This is a genomic window from Paraburkholderia sp. J11-2 (assembly GCF_905220185.1).
GTDB lineage: Bacteria > Pseudomonadota > Gammaproteobacteria > Burkholderiales > Burkholderiaceae > Paraburkholderia.
The window spans coordinates 248,485-268,264 of record NZ_CAJMYY010000001.1 but is presented as its reverse complement, the minus strand read 5'-3'; the positions used below and the strand labels follow the sequence as shown (position 1 = coordinate 268,264).

Here is a 19,780-nt window from a genome sequence, read left to right as displayed (position 1 = left end):
CGCGCCCCTTTCTTTTCTCGACCGCGTGCTTGTTCAATACCCGAGCGCGCAGCCATCCTTGCGATGATCGGATGCACCGGTCAACACGCCACGCTCCCAGTCGATACGAATAGCCTGCGAGCCGCCAATCGGGCCGGCTGCCGGCACGAGCTTGAAGCCGCGATCGGCAAGCGCCGCACGCGTGTTGTCCGGCAATGTCGATTCGATTTCCACAGTCCCGGTACCCGGGCGCGGGAAGACGCGCGGCAGATCCATCGCGGCCTGCATGTCGAGGCCGTAATGCAGCACCTTCGAGAGGAAATGCGCGTGGCCCATCGCCTGATAGTGGCCGCCCATCACGCCGAAGCTCATCTGCACGCGGCCGTCGCGTGCAACCATCCCCGGGATGATGGTGTGCAGCGGACGCTTGTGCGGCGCGATGGCGTTGGGATGACCCGGCTCCACCGAGAAGCTCATGCCGCGGTTGTGCAGCATCACGCCGGATTCCTTGCCCATCAGCCCGCTGCCGAATGGATAGAACAACGAATTGATGAAGCTCACGCAGTTGCGGTCGCGATCGACTACGGTGATGTAGACCGTGTCGCGGTGCTCGACCTGGGAGATCGCGGCGGCCGGGTCCAGCACGCTTTCAAGGTCGATGCGGCTGCGCAGTTTGTCGACGTATTCGTCGGACAGCAGGCGATCGACGTCGACGGCACCATGACGCGGGTCGCCTAGCACGGCGTCGCGCACCGCGTACGCGAGCTTCGCCGCCTCGATCTCGCGATGCAGACGGTCGGCGTCGAGCGGGCTGCCTTCGGCGTCGTATTTGTCGAGCAGGCGCAGCAACAGCAGCGCGATGACGCCCTGCCCCGCAGGCGGACATTCGATCACGTCATAGCCCTGGAATTTCGCGCGGATCGGCGTGACGTACTCGCCGTGGAATTGCGCGAAGTCTTCCAGCGTGTGCAAGCCGCCATGCGCCTGAAGTTGCGCGACGAGATCGGCGGCAATGGCGCCTCGGTAGAACGCGTCGCGGCCCGTTTCGGCGATGGCGCGCAGCGTGTTTGCGAGGCGCGGCTGACGATGCGTCGAGCCGGCGCGCGGCGCGGCGCCATCCACGAGCATGGTCGTGCGCGCTACGGCGTCACGCGAAAGCGTTTCTACCTCTGCGGCCCAGTCGTGCGCGGTGCGCGGCGCGACGACGTAGCCTTCCTCCGCGAAGCGGATTGCCGGTGCGAGCACGTCGCGCAGCGGCAGGCGGCCGTGGTCGCGATGCAGCGTGGTCCATGCGTCCACCGCGCCCGGCACCGTGACTGCGTGCGGCGAGTGGCGCGCAATCGTTTCTATGCCCATTGCGCGCAAGCGCTCTGCGCTCGCTGCGGCGGGGGCCCAGCCCGAGCCGTCATAGGCGATTACGTCATCCGTGCCGCCGCGCGAATAGAGCGCGAAGCAGTCGCCGCCCACGCCAGTTGAACCCGGTTCGACTACGCACTGCACCGCACACGCGGCAATTGCGGCGTCCATGGCGTTGCCGCCTGCAGCGAGAATCTGCACGGCCGCGAGCGTGGCGCTCGGATGCGAGGTTGCGGCCATACCATTGCGAGCCATGACGAGCGAGCGGCCCGGCGTTTCGAAGTTACGCATCGAAGCGTTCTCCTCTTTGGTGTCCTGATGATGTTTTATTTCACGTGACGCTGCATCGCGGCTACGTCTTTTACGCGGACGCGGGCATTGCAGTGCGCAACGTGCGCTTCAAGAACGTCTGCGTGCGCGGATGCGAAGGCGCGGTGAAGATGCGCTCGGGCGGGCCCTCTTCGATCAGCTCGCCCTGGTCGAGCACGACCACGCGGTCGGCCACCTCGCGAGCGAAGCCCATTTCGTGCGTGACGACGACCATCGTCATGCCGTCTTCGGCAAGCTCTTTCATCACCTGCAGCACTTCGCCTACGGTTTCCGGATCGAGCGCACTGGTGGGCTCGTCGAAGAGCAGCACCTTCGGCTGCATGGCGAGCGCGCGAGCGATGGCGATACGCTGCTGCTGGCCGCCGGAAAGCTGCGACGGATAGTGGTCGGCGCGATCGGCAAGACCCACGCGCGCGATCAGCGCTTTTGCTTGTTTGACCGCTTCTTCGCGCGGCATCTTCAGCACGTGAATGGGCGCCTCGATCACGTTCTCCAGCGCCGTCATGTGCGGAAACAGATTGAAGCGCTGGAACACCATGCCGATATCGCGACGCTGCCGTGCAAGCTGGCGCCCGGAATCGCGCACCAGCGTGCCGTTCGGGCGCTCGACAAAGCCGAGCAGATGCCCGTTCACGCGCACCCGCCCGCTGTCGTACGACTCGAGCAGATTGAGGCAGCGAATGAACGTGGTCTTGCCCGACCCGGACGAGCCGATTAGCACCACCACCTCTCCCTTCGCAACGCTCAACGAAATGCCGTTGAGCACCTTGGTCGCGCCGAACGACTTGTGAATGTCCGACGCCTCGATGACGATTTCGCGTGCTTCGTTCATGTCAACGCTCATGTCAACGTCCCCGCAGCAGTTTCATCGTTTGCGCGCCAAAGAGACGCGTATTCGCAGCCGGCTTCGCCTCGCCGCGGCCGAAGTGCGCTTCGAGCCGCCGCTGCACGAAGCCCCAGAGCGTGGTGAGCGCGAGGAAGTAAATGCCGAGCACGAGATACAGCTCGAACACGCGGAAGTTCACCGATGTGATCATCTGCGTGCTGAGCAGCAGTTCCGGCACGCCGATCACGCTCACGAGCGTGGTGTTTTTCAGCATGACGTTGAACTCGTTGCCAAGCGGCGGCACGATGATGCGGAACGCTTGCGGCAGCACGACGCGGCGCATGAGCAGCACCGAAGTCATGCCAAGCGAGCGCGACGCTTCGTACTGGCCTCTGTCCACCGAACTCAAGCCCGCGCGAATGATTTCCGCCTGATATGCCGCCGAGTTCATGCCGAGCGCGAGCACGGCGGCCTGAATGTTGCCCGGCAGCGAGATGATGCCGAAGTCGAGATCGTGAAAGTGAAAGATGTTCGCCGCGGCAAATGCGGTGTACAGAAACACGATCTGCATGAGCAACGGCGTGCCGCGCATGACCCAGATATAGCCGCGCGCGAGATACTGCACCGGCAAGCTCGACGAAAGCCGCATGAGCGCGACGATCAGGCCGAGCGTGGCGCCGAACACGATCGCGCAGGCGCTGATCGAGAACGTGAGCCACAAGCCGTGCAGATACGCCGGGCTCGGGTCTAGCAGGAATTTCCGGAAGATTTCCCAACTGAAATTCATGGCGTCACCCCGCGCTCACAGGCGATCGTTTTCGAGCTTCCAGGTGGCGAGCATCTTGCTGTAGCGATCGCTCTTCACGAGATCGGCCACGGCTTTCGCGACCGCCGGAGAAAGCGGCTCGCCCTTGCGCGCGCCAATGCCCGTTGCGATGCGATTGAAGCCCGGCACCGCCTCCTCGAACATGTCGCCCGAGACCTGCTGGAAGTGCGCGGCGCTTTCCGCCGTGGTGCCGTAAGCGTCGACCTGATTCAGACGGAAGGCCTGAAATGCATCGGCATCCGAACTATAGACAACGATGTTCATGGGCTGCTTGCCTGCGGCTTTGAGCTTCTCGTTCTCCTTGTCGAGCAGCGTGCTGATGGTCGTACCGTTGAGCACCGCGACCTTCTTGCCGGAGAGATCGTCGAGCGAGCGCACGTGGCGCGGGTTGCCGCGCGGCACCATGATCGACTGGCTCGAATACATGTAGTCGACGATGTCGATGATCTGGCGGCGCTCCGGCTTGTCGAAGAGCTGGCCGATCACGAGATCGCATTGCTTCGCTTGCAGCGCCGGAATCTGCCCGCTAAAGGACATGACCTTCCACTCGACCTTGAGATTGCCGAGCTGCTTCGCGATGTCTTGCGCCACGTCGACGGAGAAGCCGCGCGGCTGCTGGTTCTCGTCGTAGGACGCGAGCGGCGGCGCGTCCATGCTCGAACAGTAGGTGAGCGTGCCGCCTTTCACGAGGCCCAGATCGGCGGCGTGCGCTGCTGATGCTCCGGCTGCTTGTGCCAGAACCGCCAAGCCTGCGCAGGCGGCGAGACGAAGACGCTTGAACTGAATTGCTGACATCGGGAGGCTCCTGGCTGAAAATGAGCTGCTTGAGGTGCGACGACAGTTAGGATGCCGACACGTCATGCTCATGACGCGGGCGATTCTAGAAACTTGATGATCTGGGGAACGGTTGATTCGAGGTGCTCGCGTAGTGCTTGCTCGGCTTGCGCTGGGTCGCGGGTGCGCAGTGCGTCGATGAGGATCTGGTGGGCGTCGCGTGCGCGTTTGCGTCTGAAGGTGGCTTGCTCGATCCACAGGCGCATGGGGCCTTCTATCAACGTGTAGAGCGAGTGGATTTGCTGGTAGAGGCGCGTGCGGCCGCTGATTTCACACAGGTATTCGTGGAACGCGCAGTGGCGTTGAACCCAGGTGTCTGTGTCGCCTACGCAGGCGTCCATGTCTTCTAGCAGGCGCTGGAGTTTGATTAGGTGGGCTTCGGTGCAGCGGGGTGCGGCGACGCGCATGGCCAGGCATTCGAGCGCGATGCGCATGTCGAAGATGTCCTGGACTTCTTCTACTGTGAGGCCGCGGACGATGGCGCCGCGGTTCGGGCGCTGGATTATCAGGCCTTCAGTGTGGAGCCTTTTAAGTGCTGCGCGTACCGGCATGCGGCTCATTGAGAGTTCTTCGGCAACCGTTTCGGCGACGATGCGCTGGCCTGCTGCGTAGCGGCCTTCGATGATGGCTTCTAGCAGGAAGCGGTAGGCCTCTTCTTCGGCCGTTAAGGCTAGGCCGGTGGTGCTGCGGACGCTGGTGGCAGGCATTTTTGTGCGGTGCGGGAGGACGTCGCTTTGGGTTGCTGTTGTGAGGCAGCGTACTACGAGTGGATTTTTGGATCCAGTCTTTCAAAAAAGATTTGCGCGGGGCGAACTCGGCCTCTCAAATGCGAAGATCTCTGGACACGCTGCTCGCAAATTCGAGCGATCAAAGGAAGAAGGCTGTGAATCAAAGGATTCGCAGCCTTCAGTCTGTATGAGACGGTGAGCGTGAATTACGTTGTGCGGAGGTCTATCAAACTGGACCATGAAATCCTTACCCTACAAGGATCTTAAGCTTTCTTTCATATCAGTTGCCCCCAAAGTTGCCCCCGATAGGCTGATCGCGAATTTTGCAGGGTCCGTTGCGACCTTTCCCCCACTGAAGTATCCCACGGTGAAGTTACTGGCGAGGCCTCAGGACAAACCTTGCCATGAGGAAATCGCGGCTCACTGAAGGACAGAGAATTGGGGAGGCCGGAGGAAGCCGACGCCAGGCATGAAGGCCGCAGACATATGCAGCGAGGGACGGTGTTGATGCAGGAACATCCACGATTTGGATCGCCTCGCCGGCACATCCTGCTACGCCTGGAGAGGTTGGTTGGAAACAAAAAAGGACTGGGCGGCTGTCCGAAGCAGATTCACGTCGATAGCGGGCCTCAGTTCGTCAGCAAAGGCGCTCGATGTGGAATGTTTGAACCAGCATGGATTCGTCAGCCTCGGCGATGCGCGCAAACGAATCGAAGCGTGGCGCACCGACTACAACTCAGTAAGCTCGCATGGTAGCTAGGGGCAACTAGCGCCGGACTAATTCCGGCGACTGCATCATCCGCAATCCGGCGACGCCACCAACCTACGAATGGTGTACGCGGTGGCCTAAAGTCCGGTAGCTGGCAAGTTCGCGAGACTTTGGCTCCCCTTTGCAGCGCAAATCGCCGAAGTCCGGCTCACCTCACCCGCGCCGCCAATGCGGCCACTAGCTTGGCCCGGTGACCTTGGGTATGAGAACATACGAAGAATTGCTGCGCCTCCGCAATCCTTGCGTCGCCTGATTCAAGCTCTCTACGACGCCCCGACAGCAAAACGTAATTGTCGGCGAACGATCAACGAGGCTTGCGGCGGACGTGTAGTACCGATCGGATCCGGTTGGCTCCTGAAGCTTGCGTGCTTTCGCAAACGCTATTGGACCCGAATTTATGCGCAATCTCATCTATCGAATTTCCGCTGCTTCATGAAACAAGAAAAAGACTTCCCTTTGCCCCTACAAGAACTTGACCGCGACGAGCTCATCCGCCTTGTCGAAGAGCTTCGCGAAGACAAGATGGTACGCGGGGCGTTTTCCAATGTGAGCGATGTCGGATCGAATGACGCTACGCTTGTGTGGCAAGGGCGCAATCGGTTTCTAGCCGAAAATGTGCCCCCAGTCTCAATAAAGCGCGACGGCGCAAGGAGCTTCCCAAAAAATAAAGGTGGGGAGCACCGTGTAATCGACGGTGACAATTTGGCCGTAATGCGATCATTGCTCACCGAGTTTCGTGGGGGGCCACGCACGGGCTTCGACGTGATCTATATGGATCCTCCATATAACACCGGGAAGGACACGTTTATCTATAACGATAACTATCGCTTTTCGAAAGCAGAAGTAGAGCGACTTAAAAACGCCGTGGGCCGCGTCGAAAAAGGAGTTTCGCTTGATGACCCGTCGCGCCATACCAAATGGATTAATCACATTGCTCCTCGTTTGTGGGCCGCGCGAAAACTACTGAAGCATACCGGTGTCTTGATAATTTCGATTGACGAACATGAATTACCGCGTCTGTGGATGTTGCTTGAGGAAATGTATGGCGAAAAAAATCGACTCGCCACAATCATTTGGGAACGCGCCCGCAAGAACGATGCGAGTTATTTCTCTGAAGGTCATGAGTACATTCTAGTATGGGCGCGCGATAAAAATGCGCTCGACGAGAAGATGAAACTTATGGCAAAAACAAAAGAGTGGAGTCGCTACAAGGGAAAATGGCGAAAACCCAAGGAAGGCGCGGATGAGATTTTGACCGCATACGCGGAAGCAAAGCGTGAGTTTGGGAACGACCCGAAGAAAATTCAGGGTGCGATGAACACTTTTTTCAAAGAGCTGCCGGAAGACCATCCCGCAAAGAAGATACGGTACAAAAAAGTCGATCGTAACGGCATATACAACGACGACGGAAACCTTAATTGGCCGGGCGGGGGTGGCCCTCGTTATACGGTACTGCATAACGTCACCGGTAAGGCGTGTAAGGTTCCGGCGTCTGGATGGCGGATTGCAGATCCAGCCGATATGCAGAAGCTAATTGACGCCGACAAGATAGCGTTCAAAAAAGACCATACCGGTATCCCCCGTATGAAGACGTACCTGCACGAAATGGAGGCCGAGGTTGCCACGTCGGTAATCCGGCGAATGGGTCAGCGCGGCGTTGAGACGCTCGCCAATATTCTTGGCAAGGGCGTATTCGAAAACCCAAAAGATCATGAGTTACTCGCCGAACTGTTCAATCTTGTAACGTGGCGAGATCCGAACGCACTGATTTTTGACCCGTACGCTGGTAGCGGCACCACTGGGCATGCTGTTCTGGCAATGAACGCGGAAGATGGGGGCCAACGCCGGTTTGTACTCGTCGAGAATGGTGATCCTTCAAATAAGAAGATCGATCGTGACGAATACACGGAGCGCCTCACCGCCGAACGTCTCAAGCGAGTATTTTCTGGCCAATGGGCCGACGGTTCCGTGCATCCTGCAATTCCCGGCGGCTTTACGTATTACGAGGCGAAGCGCAACGTCAGCAAGACGATGATTATGGAGTCGACTAGGGAAAACCTAGCCGACATCATCCTACAAATCGTCGAGGAAGATTCCAACCGCATGGATTGCCGCATGGACGGCTATAAGTATCTAATAGGTAAAACCCGACTCGGCTTTGGAATTGCACTTGTCTGGGAAGCAGGAAAAACAAATGGGCATCAGGCTCTTACGCGCGAAATCCGCACCCAGATAATGGCCGAGGCCGCCGCAGCGAACGTTTCAAAACCCGTGTACATCTATGCGGTCGCGAACGTGTCGCCACTGAACGATGAGCTGTATCGGTTTCAGCAAATACCTGATTCCATCTTGGCCCGTCTCAACCTTCTTGAGGAAGAAGAGTACTAAGCTGTGAATCTCACTTCGAACAATCTAAAACCATTCCAGCTGCGCGCCGCTGGTGATCTCGGTCAAATGCTAGCAACGTATCCTGCGCCGCCTTATAAGCGACGCTTCGACCCAGACACCGGAAATGCGCTTCCGTTTCTCTGTCGGCTTCGGGCTATAACTGGCAGCGGAAAGACTCCGATGCTTGCGCTTACTGCAAGCAAGCTCGGCGACGCGATCGTTCTCTGGACAACGAATCGTGGGGCTGTCATTTCGCAAACTGCCGATAACCTGAGCTCCGGCGGGCGATATTCACAGCTTCTACCCGAAGACGTTGAGATCGTTGACCTATCAGATTTATCGACGGCCGACTGGGCTAGCATTTGTACCGCTAAACGGGGGCTTACTATAGTGCTGTCTACCGTCGCCCTCTTTAATCGCGACGGTGACGCACTAAACGTCCATAAGGACCGCAGCGGTGGAACGCACTGGGACATGCTCGCCGGCAACACGGCCGAAGGGCGTCACCGCCCGCTCTATATCGTTTACGACGAAGCGCATGGCGGCACAAAAGCTCAATTTTCACGCCTTTCTGAACTCAATCCGCGGGCATTTATTTTGGCCTCCGCCTCTGATCTTTCAGACGACTTGGCACATCTTCTGCCAGGGAACACGATCGCCGAAAAATCGGCGTCCCTAAATGCGCAAACAGTCACGGTGCCGACGCGGGAAGTAGTAAAGGCCGGGCTGCTTAAGACTCGGCTCTACCTAGTGGACTGCAATACCACACGTCTCGACGCGCTCAAAGAGGCAAACGACAAATGGTTTCAGTTAAGTGAAAAGCTTAGAGCACACAGCAACTGGCCGATAATGTGCTGCATCGTGAACTCTACGCTCGACGGCTTGGAGGTTTGGGAGGCGCTAACTCAGAGTCTCAAAGTCGATCCCCGTCGGGTCGCAGTTCACCTCGCAAATGTCGACGCAGCACTTGCAAACGCAAATCCCAATGCACCTTGGGGCGCGTTAATCGATACTCACAAGGCGAAAAAGACACCGGAAGCGCTTCATAGAGAGGGATACACCCACATCATTTGGAATCTCTCGTTGCGCGAGGGTTGGGACGAACCGTGGGCCTATGTGGCTTACCTTGACGGTGCGGGCAAATCCAACATCGACATTAGTCAAAAGATTGGTCGCTTTCTTAGGCAGCCGAATGCCGAACCATTTGACGATGGCGATTTAAACTCTGCGTACTTCTATTTCAACGTGCCAGACAGCGAATTTGCGGATCTAGTACGAACTACGCAGAGCGAACTTGGCGCGGATGGCTACGAGATAATCTCTATCAAAAGTACCAGTTCCCGGCCTCAAGATTCGAGAGAGTCGACTGCAAAAAAAACCATCGTGATACCGAAGGTTGCAGAATCATTCGGCGAAGATTTGAAGGTACTTGATGAGATCCTTCTATCGAATGTGCCGCTTTTCGCTCCAGAGGATCTGCACGCAGCAGGGAAAGTCTCGACGCGCGTTCTTGACCTAAGTCAGAATGCCGAAGACGGAGAACTGAAGAAAGAAGAGCTGAGAAACGATAACGCGGAGATTATCGTCTGGGACTATCTCGTGGCGCGATTGGGCGCGCGAGACGCCAGAATCGCCAAGAAAAACGGCACGTGCTTTACGCCGTTTGTCAAAGCAGATCCACGCCTAAAGCAAAAAATGCAGTTTGGATCGCGTGCGATGCAAATGCTCAATCAAAACGTCGAGACGATGGTCGCTAAGCTCAACGACGAATTCCGACTTGTCTATGAGCCCGACCAAGTTTACGAAGTTAAGCCGTTCAACCTTGTCTCACCTGACTTGCAATCGGATGATCCTGACCGACGGGCGCGCTACCGTGTTCACTCCTTCACCCATGCGCTCCATCACGAGTACAACGGGTTTAATCCGTTCGAACTAGCGATTGCAGAGGCGTTGGATTCGCTCGGTACTCCTTGGTGCCGCAATCCATCCAAAACGGGATATGGCATCCCAATTCCTGAAATCGGGGAAGGGACAACTAATTTCTATCCCGATTTCCTCCTTTGGTCAACGTCGTGCATCTGGGCGATTGACCCCAAAGGCTCTCACTTGGTTAACGACGCTATCTTTTCTAAGATGATGGGCGTTTCCGACATCGATGACCTGCCGCTCAAGATTCGCGTCGCCTTAGTCTTACAGGGTAACTACGTAATCGGAGCCAACGGTAGGCCGCAACAGCGGGGGAAGGAAGGGTGCACCCTGATCCAGAAGCGGAATGTTGGCGTCCGCGCAAAAACTTTCAATTCGCCGGCTGCGTTGGTAGCAGATCTTAAGTGAAGGAGCGTAGGTGGCGTCATAAGGAACCGACGTCACCTACTTGTCTCGTTTGATTGCTCCGACTGAGGCGAGCGAGGGATACAGGATTGGGACGCCGGCTCCGTTCGCAAACCACGCTGAAACTCCGATGTCCGTATCTCCTATGTCAATTTCGCGGCCGTAAAAATGTGGCCATGCCCACGATCGCGTCGTGAAGCGGATTAGCGATTGCGCACCCCCTAGGGGGCCCGGCCACAGAAGCGCCGGACATAGGCGCCGGACACAAGCCACTGTTCGCCCCCTAACTCAAAAGATCAATGATGCGACATGAAGGGCCGCTCGGTCGCCTATTGCCAGTTTCTTGGACACGCATCGTGCCTGCCATCGAATGCGTCATGTGCCACGTTCGTTGCTCCATCGCGTGAAAGCCGCCGCATTCGCTTGAGCAGCTTCAACGCGCTCGCGAAAGTGAGCAATGTTTGGCAGAAGGTCGGCTAAAGGCCCATAAATTGCACGACGAACTATTGCATCGCGAGTCGAATGCGGCCATCGCTCAAGATTCGAAAGCCGTTCGATCATGCCCACCAACTCACCGCGAAGCTGGATCACATCATCGGCAGAGAGATACGGCCCCCAGGGCAAAAAGAGACCGCTAGAAGACTCGCACTCAGATTTCGCTTCGTCGACGGAAGCCGTGTTAGTCTCATCCGGGAGGTCGATCTGCGTCGCGCTGCTAATGCTAAGGTCGCTAAACTCGCTAACGGTCTGCCCTGCATTGAATTCGTGATTAGCAGGATTAGCGACACTAGCGCTAGCGTCCATCATGCGACGCTTCTTATAGATCAAATCAGCCAAAGTCATTGCATGCTCCCGGTTAGAAGTGCAGGGTTAACGTGAATCACGGTTTTCCTCCCTCTCTTCACGACGCGCACCCTTTCCCGATCTTCCAGCGTGCGCAACGCCACACTCAACGGGTCTGCTTTGCGAAGCGGACCGTATTGCATTGCACGACTCTTATCGATTTCCGGAGTGTGTTCAGCGCGACAACGCTCGATCAACCATGCATCGAGGCGGGCTGCGTCTCTTTCCACCTCTGGGACCGCCATTCCTGCGAAGAAGCGCTTAGACTCGCTCAAGTGCCACGCAACGATACTTGATGCACTATCGAAAGCATCCACGCCGATCGGTCCAGCCGCACCGCTGAACACGTGGAAGAGCGCCGCCATCCGCGCGGCGTTGTCCGCCGACTTGCTCGCAACGTCACGCACGTCGGCAAGATCGCCGCTATCCCTCAACTGAACCTCGATCGCGTTGTGGTATTCGATCCATGCTGCCTTTGCTTCGGGCGACAATTCCAGCAAAGGGGGATCAAGCGCACCGCTTTCGTCAATCGGGATCGGAGCGCGCAGGAGCTCCGCGATCCTCCTGTTGAACGCGGCCATATTCGGCCAGTCCGCAGGCGCCTCGCGGAACAATCTGTAGCCTTGCGTTGACGCGGGCCAAGCGATAAGAAACCGCGCTAAAAAGCCGGTTCCACGCGCCAAATCTCCAGACTTCTCGAAGAACGCCTCCAAAGTCGCGGCTTGCACCTGAAGCGCAACCGTCAGCCTTGCGCCGCGCACCGAATAGGAATCGGACGTACGCCGATCAATCCTCAAAGCGGCGCCATCCCATAGCTGATTTAGCATCGCCAAGTTTCGCATTACGCTCTCGGAACTCATGCCGTGCGAACCGAAAACAATGCCCGCCTCAGACGAAACTACGCCGCCCGACGGCCATTGCCGGCCAAGCGAATAGGCGAGCGCTTCAGGTGTGGCGTCCGAGTAGATCAGGCGCGGCCCCCTCGGCTGCTCAGGCTTCGACTGCTCCAAAACGCGCAGTTCGGCCTCCAATGGGGCGGTCGGCTTACAGCTCTTCGTTTCCGTACGGATTTTGTCCGTCAACCCGCCTCGTTTTGCGTCCCATGCGGCCATATCGGCGGCGTGCTCCGTTAGTACTGGCTTCAGCGCATCCGCCTGTTCGGCCTCGTAGTCACGGATAGCCTTCACGAAGAAGCCGTCGCAGGTCGACTTGCGCTCGCCACTATCCGCGATGGTCAGCAAGTACAGGCCAACAGGCCCAACCAAGCGGTCCGCGCGCTTAACGTCCACATGGGACTGAATCGCAAGGCTCAATGCCGCAATTGCGGACGATGCAACGAGCGGCAATGGTGCCTGGACGAAGTTGCATACCTCATTCACGGCCTCGCGAATGCACGGCGGCAGGCTTTCGGCCGGGTATGGAAGCGGCACAACTGCTTCTACAAGCGGTTGCGGCTGGGGCCATTCCATCGACTCCCGCTCGATTGCCGAGCTCGCCCTCACGACATCGACATTCACTGATGCGGCGCATGAAGCATGCACCGTTTCGCTCGCGGCCGGCTCGTGCCTCAATTGCTCCAGTGCGTAAGCGGCGTCGTCAAGCAAGGCCAGATTTACACTTTCGCTCGGATTAGTCATGAATTAGCCCCCTGCGACCATGAGACGTGAAACAGACCGATGCAGCCGCGCACGCTCGCCATCTGTAACGAGTCCGCGCCGCTGAATAGCGCCGATGATTACTACCACCTCCATAAGCTCCAACCTGGTCGCAGATAGTATTTGTTCGGCGGAAAAGGGGCGCCTTGAAGGCTTCGAAGCGTGAACGCCGGGTTGTTGCGGGGGAAAAAGATCGGCTAGGTCAAGGCCCACGGCGCCAACGACTTCGGCAACAGAGCAACCGGCGAAACAGCGCAACAACAGGGCGCCATCGTCTCTTGCGGTAACGGCAAGCGAGGGCGTGCGGTCGCCGTGCGCCGGGCACCGCGCGACCCAGCGATTGTGTCCCTTGGCGCGTACACCTTCGAGGCGGCCAAGCAGCTTCGATGCGGGCGAACTGAGATAGTCCATCGCCTACTCCCCCGCCTTGTATGCGGCCGGGTTTGCGAGCCACAAGTCAATATCACCACGGCGCCAGCCCACCGAACGTACGCTCAGTTGAACCGAACGGGGAAACGTTCCGGCTTTCATGCGCGCATAGATGGTGCTGCGAGGCAAGCCAGTAGCCGTTATTACTTGCTTGAGCCGGATGACGGTCAGAAGGGTCTGCTTTTGCTCGTCCATTTTTGGACTCTCAAAAAAAAACCCGCCACTTTGGGCGGGTCGTTAACGAAAAAAGGCCGGCGGTCCCTATGGACACACCGGCCTCTACAAAGCAAAAGACCCGCGTTAGCGGGCCTAGATCAGAAGTATTCGCAGCACCTATTCAGCGATACCTCGATAGTGGCACTCTACCACACTGTCTGTAACAGTCAAGCACTCCTCAGACATCTGTGCCTTCGCCTTTCGCGACTGCCCCAACCTCCTTGAGTTCGTCGAGATAGTCGGCCCACTTCTGCATCATCGCAACTCGGTCATCGATGAATTTCGTGCGGATGTACGCCCTTCCGAGCGGGTCGGGTACCTTATGCGCAAGCTGCTGCTCGATCACCTCACCGGGAAACCGCAACCGTTCGTGCAAGATGGTGCGCGCCATCGCTCGAAATCCATGCCCGGTGATTTCAGTCTTGGTGTCGAAGCCCATACGCCGCAACGCGGCGTTAATTGCGGCACCGCTCATCGGCTTTTTGACGTCACGTCCCGGAAAGACGTATTTACCACGTCCAGTAAGCGCGTGAAGGTCGCGGAGTATCGCAACAGCTTGGGTCGACAAGGGCACAAGGTGCTCGGTCTTCGTCTTGGAAACGGTATAGCGCCATTCCGCTTGGTCGAGGTCAAACTGCGCCCACTCTGCGGTACGCAGCTCGCCCGGGCGAACGAACAGAAGCGGAGCGAGGCGCAGGGCGCACTGAACGACAAATGTTCCTCGAAAGCCATCGAGCGCCCGGAGGAGGCTCGCGACATCGGCCGGCTCAGTCACGGACGCGAAATGGGTGTGCCGCGCAGGCGAAAGCGCGCCGCGTAGATCAGAACTGATGTCGCGCTCCGCCCGCCCGGTTGCGACGGCATAACGGAACACCTGGCCGCAATTCTGATGGACGCGGTGAGCGGTATCGAGGGCACCGCGCGCTTCCACTCGGCGCAACACCGCCAACACTTCAGGAGCCTTTATCTCGGCGATTGGCCGCTCGCCGAGCCAAGGAAACACATCCTTCTCCAAGCGCCCCATGATTTTGTCGGAGTGGCTGGAAGCCCAACCAGGCAACTGTCGCGCAAACCACTCACGGGCCACGGCCTCAAAGCTATTGGCGGCGCGCTCGGCCGACATTGCCTTCTGAACCTTGCGCTCAACACTTGGATCGAGACCGTCGGCCAAATGTTTGCGAGCGGCATCCCGGCGATTCCGTGCTTCCTTCAAACCCACGTCGGGATACACGCCGAGCGACAGCCGCTTCTCTTTGCCTGCGAACCGGTACTTAAGGCGCCACCACTTACCGCCCGTAGGGGAAACTTCCAGGTACATGCCGCGCTCGTCAAACAGACGATAAAGCTTGTCCCTCGGCTTGGCGTTGCGAACGGCTACGTCGGTCAATGCCATCGTCACTCCTTGACGGGTACGCACCGCGACGCCAAGTGCGGTGCGCAGCTCAGCGGTTTCTGGTATCCAGGTACGCGGCGGAAACCGATACGCGCCGGCGCCAACCTGGCTCGTCCCTTTATGGCAGCCTCAGCCAGCGGCGATTGGGGAATACTGCCCCGGCAAAGCCAATAGTTGCCCCAAGAGTTTTCCCCCGGTGGGGGCAGATGTCAATGGAAAATGCTAGACAGTCTTAGAAACAAAAAACCCCGCAAGCCTTGATGGCTGCGGGGTTTGCGGACTTTCTTAGACTACTTAAGACGTATTCTTGGTGGAGCGGAGGAGGATCGAACTCCCGACCTTCGCATTGCGAACGCGACGCTCTCCCAGCTGAGCTACCGCCCCAACGAACCACCGATTCTACACACACATTTTCAGTTTTGCCAAGCGTCAAATTTGACCCCTCGCAAACCTACTTCGAAGGCGCCCCAGCGAGCACCCAGCCAACAACGGACTGAATATCGCCGGCGCTCATCCCAGGGTGAGAGGGCATAGGAATAGCCCCCCAAACCCCGGCCCCACCGTCGCGCACCTTCTTCTCCAGCTTGGCCTGCGCGGCGGCATCGCCTTTGTACTTCGCAGCGACATCCTTGAACGAAGGTCCAACAAGCTTGCGATCCACCGCATGGCACCCCATGCAAGCATTAGCCTGAGCCACCTTCAACCCATCCGCCACAGCAGCTAACGCCGGCGACGCAATTCCAAAACCCGCCCCAGCAACCACCGCCGCCGCAAGAAAACCACCAACCAAACCTCGCATCACATAGCCCCCGCATTCCCCGGCCGCGTAGCCGAAGAATTCGTCACTGGCGCGGGCGCCTGGTGCTCAATAGGCTGCGAGGTCACCCCCGAATCCGGCACCGCTCCCACCGTTGGCGCATCGGCGGCAGGCGCCGCCGCCGGCGCACTGGCCGCAGCCGCCGTCGCCACCGCCTGTTGCGGATCGATGTACTGATAGCACTTCACCACCTGCGTCACGCCCATCACTCCGGCGGTCGCGTTGGCAGCGATGTTGCCTTCGTCGGGCGTCACAAGCCCCATCAGATAAACCGTGCCGCGCTCGCTCACCACCTTGAAATTGTTCGCGGAGATGTCCTTATAGGCAATCAGCTCCGCCTTCACGCGTCCTTCGAGGTACGAGTCGTTCGCGCGCGAGGAAAACGAGCTAGCCGGCTGCACCGCCAGTTCGTTCACGATCGAACCAACATTCGTCACGGCTCGCACAATGCTCTCGGCCTTCTGCTTCGAGGCGTCGTCAGGCACTTCGCCCGTGAGCAGCACGCGCTGGTTGAACACCGCCACGTTCACGTGCGCCGTATCGGGCAGTTGTTTGCCGAGATCGGCCAGCGCCTTCACCTGGATCTCGCGGTCCTCGGTTTGCGAGCCTACCGTGCGGCGGTCGGTTGCCACCAGCGCCGTGCCGCCCGCCGCGCCCGCCAGCGCCAGGAAGCAGCCCTGCAGGCTTGCGCAGAGCGAGGCTGCGAAGCCGATCGTGAGCGTGGTCCGTGCCAGCGCGCGCGTCATGCCGTATCTGCTCATCAACTTCCCCTCTCTTCGTCTTACGGTGTCAGTCTTCGCCCAGCAGCATCGCGTCGATGCCATCGCACAGGCAGTGGAGTGTTAACTGATGCACTTCCTGAATACGCGCCGTCCGATCGCTCGGCACGCACAGCTGAATGTCGGTATCGGCGAGCACGCTGTTCACGTCGCCGCCGCCCTTGCCGGTCAGCGCGATCACGACCATCTCGCGTTCGTGCGCTTCCTGAATGGCGGCCAGCACGTTCACCGAGTTTCCAGAGGTCGTGATGGCGAGCAGCACGTCGCCCGGCTGGCCGAGCGCGCGCACCTGCTTCGCGAATACCTGCTCGTACGCGTAGTCGTTGGCAACGGCGGTGAGCACCGAGGCGTCGGTGGTCAGCGCGAGCGCTGGCAGGCCCGGGCGTTCGCGCTCGAACCGGCCGATCAGTTCGGCGGCGAGTTGCTGGGCGTTGGCAGCGGAGCCGCCATTGCCGCATGCAAGGATCTTGTTGCTGTTCGCCAGCGCGGCGAACATCGTATCGACCGCGGCGGCAATTGGGACCGCCAGGGTTTCCATGGCCGCGAGCGTAATGGCTGCGCTATCGCGGAAGTGCTGTTGAATGCGTTCGACGGACATCGACTCTCTAATCTGTACTGCGGGTATCGCAAAATTTCCGCGTATTGCGGCGTGCCGCAAGTTTAGCGCACTCGAGGGCGTTCATTTTCACCCTTGTTTTTATTGCCTCAGTTTTAGCTGTCGTGGGCTTCTGCATGAAACGCGTCGCGCAGCCACACGAGCCGGCCGCTCTCGAACGCGATCACGTCGAAGCGGCACGCGGGCGCCGTCAGCACTTCACCACTTGCATCGGCGGGTTGCCACGTCGCTAGAAAGTAGCGCGCCGCGCGCAGAACGCGCTGCTGTTTGCGCCACCCCACGCTTGCCGCCGCGCCGCCGAATTCCGGCCGCGCGCGTGCGCGGACTTCCACGAACACCAGCGTGCCGTCTCGCTCGCGCATCACGAGATCGAGTTCGCCACCTCGACAATTCACGTTGCGCGCGACAAGCTCCAACCCTTCGCGCCGCAAAAACGCTAGCGCATGCGCTTCGAAACGCGCACCTGTCGCGCGGCGTTTGGCATTCGACTGCGCTCGCGCACTAAAGTTGTCTGCGCGTACGCGTTCGTTCGCGCCGCTTCGCTCGGGTGCGTTCGCGCCCGCGTGGCACAATGTCGGCCTCTTTTCCTGCATTCGCGCGTTCCGTGTCATGACGTCCCTCTCGTCCCCCTTCGAACTCGCACAGGCCCAGCAGTATCCGGCCGCCACGCTGTACGTCGTGGCAACGCCCATTGGCAATGTCGCCGACATCACCTTGCGCGCGCTGCACGTGCTCGGTCTCGTCGATCGCATCGCCGCCGAAGACACGCGCAACACTGGCCAGCTTCTTGCGCGCTACGGTATTTCGAAGCCACTCGTCGCCGTGCACGAGCACAACGAGCGTGAAGCGGCGCAACGCGTGATCGAGTTTCTGCGCGCGGGCGAGCGCGTGGCCTGTGTTTCCGACGCGGGCACGCCCGGCATTTCCGATCCGGGTGCCAAGCTCGTAGACGCCGTGCGCGCCGCCGGCCTGAACGTCGTGCCGCTGCCCGGCGCAAGCGCGCTCGCAACGGCGCTTTCCGCGGCCGGCGACTGGGTGTCGACGTTCACGTTCCTCGGTTTTCTGCCGCCCAAGCCCAAGCAACGCGCAGCCGCTTTGCAGCCGCTCGTCGCGCATACGCACGCGATGGTGTTTTACGAAGCCCCGCATCGCATCGTCGAAACCGTGCAGTCGCTCGCCGATGCGTTCGGCCCCGCGCGCCGCATCCTCATCGCCCGCGAATTGACGAAGCTACACGAGTCGCTCTGGAGCGGCACCCTGGCCGAAGCGCCAACGTGGCTCGCTGCGGATGCAAACCATCAGCGCGGCGAGTTCGTTCTCGCAGTGGAAGGCGCGAGCGAGCAGGCGCAAGGCGAAGCCGATCACGACGCGCTCTTGCGTGTGCTGCTGCAGGAAGTGCCGGTGAAGGGCGCGGCGAAGATCGCGGCGGCGCTCACGGGCGCGTCGCGTAACGCGCTCTACGCACGTGCGCTCGAATTGAAGGGTGAAGGCGAGGAAGACGCGGACGACTGAGCCGCCAGCCGATAACAGCCAAAAACACGAGCCAGAAAAACCGAAGGGCCGCCTGCGTCAATCAGGCGGCCCTTCGTATATACATCCAACGCTACAAGGCGGTTCAGTCTCAGGCGCGTCGCGGCGCACTCAGCGCCACGCCCAAACGAACGCGCTTAGTTGTCGATACTCGAGTTCGCGGCAACCATCTCCGCTTGCGCGGCCTTCGCTTCCTGGCGCGTGAGGCCTTCGATGTCCACCTTCGCCGTACCCGCGTGCTGCACGCCAAGGAGCCTGGCGGCGGCATACGAGAGGTCGAGCACGCGGCCACGCGCGTACGGGCCACGGTCGTTGATCTTCACCACCACCCACTTCGACGTGCCGGGCACGCTCACGCGCACGTATGAGCCGAGCGGCAGCGTGCGGTGCGCAGCGGTGAGCGCCTTCATGTTGAAGCGCTCGCCGCTCGCAGTGCGGCGGCCGTGGAACGCGCGGCCATACCACGAGGCGCGGCCGGTCTGGTGGAACGAGTGAACGTCCGGGCTGTTCTCGTCGATCGCATCGGCGTTCGCGAGCGAGTTGTCCTTGGCGGTGCCCGATGCGGGCAGCGCGGCGAGCGCGGAGCCGTAGCCCTGCGGCGCGGTGAAGGCGGCGTCCTTCGTGCGAAGAGCGTCGCTGGATGCCTGGTCCTGCTGGGCAGGCGGCATGGCACAACCGGCCAGAATGGACACGGCTGCGAGACTCCCGAGTCTTCGTCGAGTCAGTCTAAGGTTCATAACATTGCCATCACGTGTTCGAAGCCTGTCCCGCGCCATGTGTGCGCGTTGTCGGAAAGGCTTCGGCGGTCGCGGGCAAAGCTACGCCATCGCTCGCCTGGAATGAAAAAGGCGAACGCGTGCCAATGCCCGGATGCAGCCCTATTTAGCCGCTAACCGCTAGTTATCTTTCACGTCTGGCGCAACCTGTCCCCGGCAGCCTGACCAGACCCCACATGCCGCCATCGAACGATGAAACTCGTTCAGGCGCGCCGGAAACTCTCGGCGCACAGGAACGGCGGCGTAGGCCCCACCCAGCGTCACGGCATGTAGGCCGTTGCAGGCGCGTGGCACCTGGCTGGGCAAGACGTGCGGCGTCGAACGTATTCGACACCTGATTTGCTATCTTGTTGTAAGGC

Annotated in this window: 17 protein-coding genes, 1 tRNA gene and 1 pseudogene; 4 read left to right on the top strand and 15 right to left on the bottom strand. The window is 59.7% G+C overall.

What is annotated here, in order from left to right; all coding sequences use genetic code 11:
• Positions 1 to 33 precede the first annotated feature (33 nt).
• The 5 genes from ggt to U5A57_RS01195 form a co-directional block, all read right to left on the bottom strand.
• Positions 34 to 1,626 (bottom strand): gamma-glutamyltransferase, encoded by a 1,593-nt coding sequence (ggt, locus tag U5A57_RS01215; protein WP_321907461.1) that lies wholly within the window; start codon positions 1,624 to 1,626, stop codon positions 34 to 36.
• 70 nt (positions 1,627 to 1,696) lie between these two features.
• Positions 1,697 to 2,497: an amino acid ABC transporter ATP-binding protein gene (locus tag U5A57_RS01210; RefSeq protein WP_321907459.1), complete on the bottom strand. Its 801-nt coding sequence runs from the start codon at positions 2,495 to 2,497 to the stop codon at positions 1,697 to 1,699.
• Positions 2,498 to 2,510: 13 nt separating this feature from the next.
• A complete protein-coding gene (locus U5A57_RS01205; RefSeq protein ID WP_321907456.1) occupies positions 2,511 to 3,278 on the bottom strand; it encodes an amino acid ABC transporter permease in 768 nt (255 codons plus the stop codon).
• A gap of 15 nt (positions 3,279 to 3,293) precedes the next feature.
• A complete protein-coding gene (locus U5A57_RS01200; RefSeq protein WP_321907453.1) occupies positions 3,294 to 4,112 on the bottom strand; it encodes an ABC transporter substrate-binding protein in 819 nt (272 codons plus the stop codon).
• 68 nt (positions 4,113 to 4,180) lie between these two features.
• Positions 4,181 to 4,858, bottom strand: coding sequence for a GntR family transcriptional regulator (locus U5A57_RS01195; protein ID WP_321907451.1), 678 nt, complete (start codon positions 4,856 to 4,858; stop codon positions 4,181 to 4,183).
• A 547-nt stretch (positions 4,859 to 5,405) separates the two neighbouring features.
• Between U5A57_RS01195 and U5A57_RS41640 the strand changes: the two are divergent.
• From U5A57_RS41640 to U5A57_RS01185, 3 genes and pseudogenes are all read left to right on the top strand, one after another.
• Positions 5,406 to 5,636: pseudogene (locus tag U5A57_RS41640) on the top strand (integrase core domain-containing protein); the annotation flags it as partial.
• 444 nt (positions 5,637 to 6,080) lie between these two features.
• Positions 6,081 to 8,036, top strand: a complete 1,956-nt coding sequence (locus tag U5A57_RS01190; RefSeq protein ID WP_321907449.1) for a site-specific DNA-methyltransferase — start codon at positions 6,081 to 6,083, stop codon at positions 8,034 to 8,036.
• A gap of 3 nt (positions 8,037 to 8,039) precedes the next feature.
• Positions 8,040 to 10,370: a hypothetical protein gene (locus U5A57_RS01185; RefSeq protein WP_321907446.1), complete on the top strand. Its 2,331-nt coding sequence runs from the start codon at positions 8,040 to 8,042 to the stop codon at positions 10,368 to 10,370.
• 372 nt (positions 10,371 to 10,742) lie between these two features.
• Here U5A57_RS01185 and U5A57_RS01180 read toward each other — a convergent pair whose 3' ends face one another.
• From U5A57_RS01180 to U5A57_RS01140, 9 genes are all read right to left on the bottom strand, one after another.
• Complete coding sequence (locus U5A57_RS01180) at positions 10,743 to 11,210, bottom strand: hypothetical protein (RefSeq protein ID WP_321907444.1); 468 nt, start codon at positions 11,208 to 11,210, stop codon at positions 10,743 to 10,745.
• Positions 11,207 to 12,847, bottom strand: a complete 1,641-nt coding sequence (locus U5A57_RS01175; protein ID WP_321907443.1) for a YfjI family protein — start codon at positions 12,845 to 12,847, stop codon at positions 11,207 to 11,209. The genes U5A57_RS01180 and U5A57_RS01175 overlap by 4 nt, the downstream gene beginning before the upstream one ends.
• 432 nt (positions 12,848 to 13,279) lie before the next feature.
• Positions 13,280 to 13,489: a helix-turn-helix transcriptional regulator gene (locus U5A57_RS01170; protein WP_321907441.1), complete on the bottom strand. Its 210-nt coding sequence runs from the start codon at positions 13,487 to 13,489 to the stop codon at positions 13,280 to 13,282.
• A gap of 199 nt (positions 13,490 to 13,688) precedes the next feature.
• Complete coding sequence (locus U5A57_RS01165) at positions 13,689 to 14,903, bottom strand: tyrosine-type recombinase/integrase (protein ID WP_321907439.1); 1,215 nt, start codon at positions 14,901 to 14,903, stop codon at positions 13,689 to 13,691.
• Positions 14,904 to 15,211: 308 nt separating this feature from the next.
• A tRNA-Ala gene (locus U5A57_RS01160) sits at positions 15,212 to 15,287 on the bottom strand.
• 67 nt (positions 15,288 to 15,354) lie between these two features.
• A complete protein-coding gene (locus tag U5A57_RS01155; RefSeq protein WP_321907437.1) occupies positions 15,355 to 15,702 on the bottom strand; it encodes a c-type cytochrome in 348 nt (115 codons plus the stop codon).
• A complete protein-coding gene (locus tag U5A57_RS01150) occupies positions 15,702 to 16,481 on the bottom strand; it encodes a BON domain-containing protein (protein ID WP_321907435.1) in 780 nt (259 codons plus the stop codon). Before U5A57_RS01150 ends, U5A57_RS01155 begins: the two co-directional genes overlap by 1 nt.
• A 28-nt stretch (positions 16,482 to 16,509) precedes the next feature.
• Positions 16,510 to 17,097, bottom strand: coding sequence for a phosphoheptose isomerase (locus U5A57_RS01145; RefSeq protein WP_233878971.1), 588 nt, complete (start codon positions 17,095 to 17,097; stop codon positions 16,510 to 16,512).
• A gap of 113 nt (positions 17,098 to 17,210) precedes the next feature.
• On the bottom strand, positions 17,211 to 17,687 hold the full coding sequence (locus U5A57_RS01140; RefSeq protein ID WP_415765065.1) for a YraN family protein: 477 nt from the start codon (positions 17,685 to 17,687) through the stop codon (positions 17,211 to 17,213).
• Between the two features lie 37 nt (positions 17,688 to 17,724).
• Here U5A57_RS01140 and rsmI point away from each other — a divergent pair, with 37 nt between their 5' ends.
• Entirely contained in the window at positions 17,725 to 18,627 is a 903-nt protein-coding gene (gene rsmI / locus U5A57_RS01135) for a 16S rRNA (cytidine(1402)-2'-O)-methyltransferase (protein WP_321907430.1), read from the top strand.
• A 155-nt stretch (positions 18,628 to 18,782) separates the two neighbouring features.
• Here the strand turns inward: rsmI and U5A57_RS01130 are convergent, their stop codons facing one another.
• Positions 18,783 to 19,382 (bottom strand): septal ring lytic transglycosylase RlpA family protein, encoded by a 600-nt coding sequence (locus tag U5A57_RS01130; protein WP_321907427.1) that lies wholly within the window; start codon positions 19,380 to 19,382, stop codon positions 18,783 to 18,785.
• Positions 19,383 to 19,780: the final 398 nt, after the last annotated feature.

Excerpts from the sequence above, each read along its gene's own strand:
- U5A57_RS01145 (WP_233878971.1), bottom strand. The coding sequence starts at position 17,097 with ATGTCCGTCGAACGCATTCAACAGCACTTCCGCGATAGCGCAGCCATT.
- U5A57_RS01165 (WP_321907439.1), bottom strand. The coding sequence starts at position 14,903 with ATGGCATTGACCGACGTAGCCGTTCGCAACGCCAAGCCGAGGGACAAG.
- U5A57_RS01155 (WP_321907437.1), bottom strand. The coding sequence starts at position 15,702 with ATGCGAGGTTTGGTTGGTGGTTTTCTTGCGGCGGCGGTGGTTGCTGGG.
- U5A57_RS01190 (WP_321907449.1), top strand. The coding sequence starts at position 6,081 with ATGAAACAAGAAAAAGACTTCCCTTTGCCCCTACAAGAACTTGACCGC.
- U5A57_RS01170 (WP_321907441.1), bottom strand. The coding sequence starts at position 13,489 with ATGGACGAGCAAAAGCAGACCCTTCTGACCGTCATCCGGCTCAAGCAA.
- U5A57_RS01205 (WP_321907456.1), bottom strand. The coding sequence starts at position 3,278 with ATGAATTTCAGTTGGGAAATCTTCCGGAAATTCCTGCTAGACCCGAGC.
- U5A57_RS01175 (WP_321907443.1), bottom strand. The coding sequence starts at position 12,847 with ATGACTAATCCGAGCGAAAGTGTAAATCTGGCCTTGCTTGACGACGCC.
- ggt (WP_321907461.1), bottom strand. The coding sequence starts at position 1,626 with ATGCGTAACTTCGAAACGCCGGGCCGCTCGCTCGTCATGGCTCGCAAT.
- U5A57_RS01210 (WP_321907459.1), bottom strand. The coding sequence starts at position 2,497 with ATGAACGAAGCACGCGAAATCGTCATCGAGGCGTCGGACATTCACAAG.
- U5A57_RS01180 (WP_321907444.1), bottom strand. The coding sequence starts at position 11,210 with ATGACTTTGGCTGATTTGATCTATAAGAAGCGTCGCATGATGGACGCT.
- U5A57_RS01195 (WP_321907451.1), bottom strand. The coding sequence starts at position 4,858 with ATGCCTGCCACCAGCGTCCGCAGCACCACCGGCCTAGCCTTAACGGCC.
- U5A57_RS01130 (WP_321907427.1), bottom strand. The coding sequence starts at position 19,382 with ATGAACCTTAGACTGACTCGACGAAGACTCGGGAGTCTCGCAGCCGTG.
- rsmI (WP_321907430.1), top strand. The coding sequence starts at position 17,725 with ATGACGTCCCTCTCGTCCCCCTTCGAACTCGCACAGGCCCAGCAGTAT.
- U5A57_RS01200 (WP_321907453.1), bottom strand. The coding sequence starts at position 4,112 with ATGTCAGCAATTCAGTTCAAGCGTCTTCGTCTCGCCGCCTGCGCAGGC.
- U5A57_RS01150 (WP_321907435.1), bottom strand. The coding sequence starts at position 16,481 with ATGAGCAGATACGGCATGACGCGCGCGCTGGCACGGACCACGCTCACG.